Consider the following 2,276-nt stretch of genomic DNA (forward strand, 5'->3'; position numbering starts at 1 on the left):
TAAAGCGGCGCCTGCCAGGCGCGCGCCTGCACGGTGGCCCAGCCGTCCGACAGCCACAGCTCGGGCGTGCGGTAGCCGCCGGCGCGGATGAACTCGGCGTACTCGCCGCAGGTCACCGGCCGGTCGGCGAGCCGATACGGTTCCAGCAGCACGCGGTGGCGGGGCGCTTCGTTGTCGAAGGCGAAGCCGCGCCCGTCGTGGCCGATGTCGACGATGCCGCCCGGGCAGGGCAGGAAGTTCGCCGGCGCGGCGGCGCGGCCCGCGGCGGCTGGCAGGTCGTCCCGGTAGGCCGGCAGCAGCGGGTTGCCGTGGAAGTTGTGCTTCACGTCCATCAGCAGCAGTTCCTGGTGTTGCTGTTCGTGGTTGAGGCCGAGCTCGAGCAGCGGCGCGAGGGTGGCCAGCGTAGGCTCATCCGCGGTGCCCAGCAGCTCCACCAGGTGCGCGTCCACGTGCGCGCGGTAGGCCAGCACCTCGGCCGTGGTCGGCCGCGCCAGCAGACCGCGCCGCGGGCGGGCGTGAAACGCGCCCACCTGGTTGTAGTAAGAGTTGAACAAATACCCGAAACGCGGGTGGAACACGCGGTAGCCCGGCGCGTGTGGCGCCAGGATGAAGGTCTCGAAAAACCATGCCGTGTGCGCCAGGTGCCACTTGGGCGGGCTCACGTCCGGCATGGACTGGATCACCATGTCCTCGGCCTGCAGTGGCCGGGTCAGCGCCTCGGTCAGCCGGCGCACCGCGCGGTAGCGATCGATCAGGTTCTGTGCGGCGCCGGGGTGGATGCCGGCCGGGCCGGGCGCGCTGCTGTGCATGGCTGTTCCCCTGCGTAGGTTGGCTGCATGATCATCGGCGAAGCCGGGCCGGGCAAGCGCCGATGCCCACTCATTCGTTTTTTGCGCTGGCAGCCGGGACAGCAGGACACGGCGTGCCGCGGGCGTGTGGCGCAGGCGTGAGCTGAAAAAACCAGGTACGGATTTTCGGCGTGCCCCAAGGCAGCCCGGCGTAGCCCTGCACGCGCCTGCGCGGTTAGACTTAAGCGGCCGTTTAGTGCTTTCCGGCATGGATGCCGGGGTGACCGGCGGGCTCGTTCTGCCATCCGCGCGAGCTTCGCTGCCTACCCGCCAGTCCCGGACGCGCGCAGCAGCCTGCGGCGTTTCGCCCATTCATGCAAGGGGAACCACCACGATGAAGCCGAACGACTTGACCGCCCCGGACATTGACCGAATGGTCGTTGACCGGGTTGGCGACACGGGCGAGTTCATCGTCCATCGCGACGTGTTTCGCGACCCGGCCATTTTCGAGCTCGAGATGAAATACATCTTCGAGCGCAACTGGGTGTTCGTGGGCCTGGACAGCCAGGCGCCGAACCCGAACGACTACTTCACCACCTGGATCGGTCGCCAGCCGATCATCGTGGCGCGCGACAAGACGGGCCGGCTCGGCGCGTTCGTGAACTCGTGCACCCACAAGGGGGCGCGCATCGCGCACCACCGCACGGGCAACACCCGGCAGTGGGTGTGCTCGTACCACGGCTGGGCGTTCGACACCGCCGGCCAGTGCATCTACATCAAGGACGAGGAGGCGGGCTGCTACGCCGAGCCGTTCAAGCGGCTGGACCACAACCTCAAGAAAGTCAAATTCGACCAGTACAAAGGCTTTCTGTTCGCCAGCCTGTCGGACGACGTGCCGACGCTGGACGAGCACCTGGGCGAAGCCAAAAAGCTGCTGGATCTGGTGTGGGACCAGGGCCCGGACGGCGTCGAGGCCATTCCCGGCGTGTCGAGCTACACCTACGACGCCAACTGGAAGATGCAGGTCGAGAACTGCATCGACGGCTATCACCTGACCTCGTGCCACCCGAGCTTCATGAACATCGTCGCCCGCCGCAAGGCCGGCGAGAGCGGCAACACGCAGGTCAAGTCGATCGACTTTTCCGCCATGACGAACATGCGCGGTGGCGGCTACACCTTTCCGCGCGGTCATGCGGTCGGCATTTTCGACAACCCGGCGCCCGAGGAGCGCGGCCTGTATCGGCATCACCAGGAACTGGTGGCGCGCGTGGGCGAGAACAAGGCGCGCTGGATGTACGCCGGGCGCAACCTCACCATCTACCCCAACGTGCAGTTTGCCGAGAACGCCTCGCTGCAGATGCGGGTGATCCGGCCGCTGGCGGTGGACAAGACCGAGATGACCATCTACTGCCTGGGCGCCAAGGGCGAGAGCGATGCGGCGCGCGAGATCCGCATCCGCCAGTACGAGGATTTCTTCAACACCTCGGG

General features: G+C 67.1%; 2 protein-coding genes. One reads left to right on the forward strand and one right to left on the reverse strand.

Annotation, left to right across the window (positions count from 1 at the left end; genetic code table 11):
* Positions 1–809: DinB family protein (locus tag PHC73_RS03330; RefSeq protein ID WP_300124438.1), on the reverse strand; the 809-nt coding region annotated here is incomplete at its 3' end.
* 412 nt (positions 810–1,221) lie between these two features.
* Between PHC73_RS03330 and PHC73_RS03335 the strand changes: the two genes are divergently transcribed.
* A partial coding sequence (locus PHC73_RS03335; RefSeq protein WP_300124441.1) for an aromatic ring-hydroxylating dioxygenase subunit alpha occupies positions 1,222–2,276 on the forward strand: 1,055 nt, incomplete at its 3' end.

Origin of the sequence: Immundisolibacter sp., assembly GCF_028696615.1 — a bacterium.
Classification (GTDB): Bacteria; Pseudomonadota; Gammaproteobacteria; order Immundisolibacterales; family Immundisolibacteraceae; genus Immundisolibacter.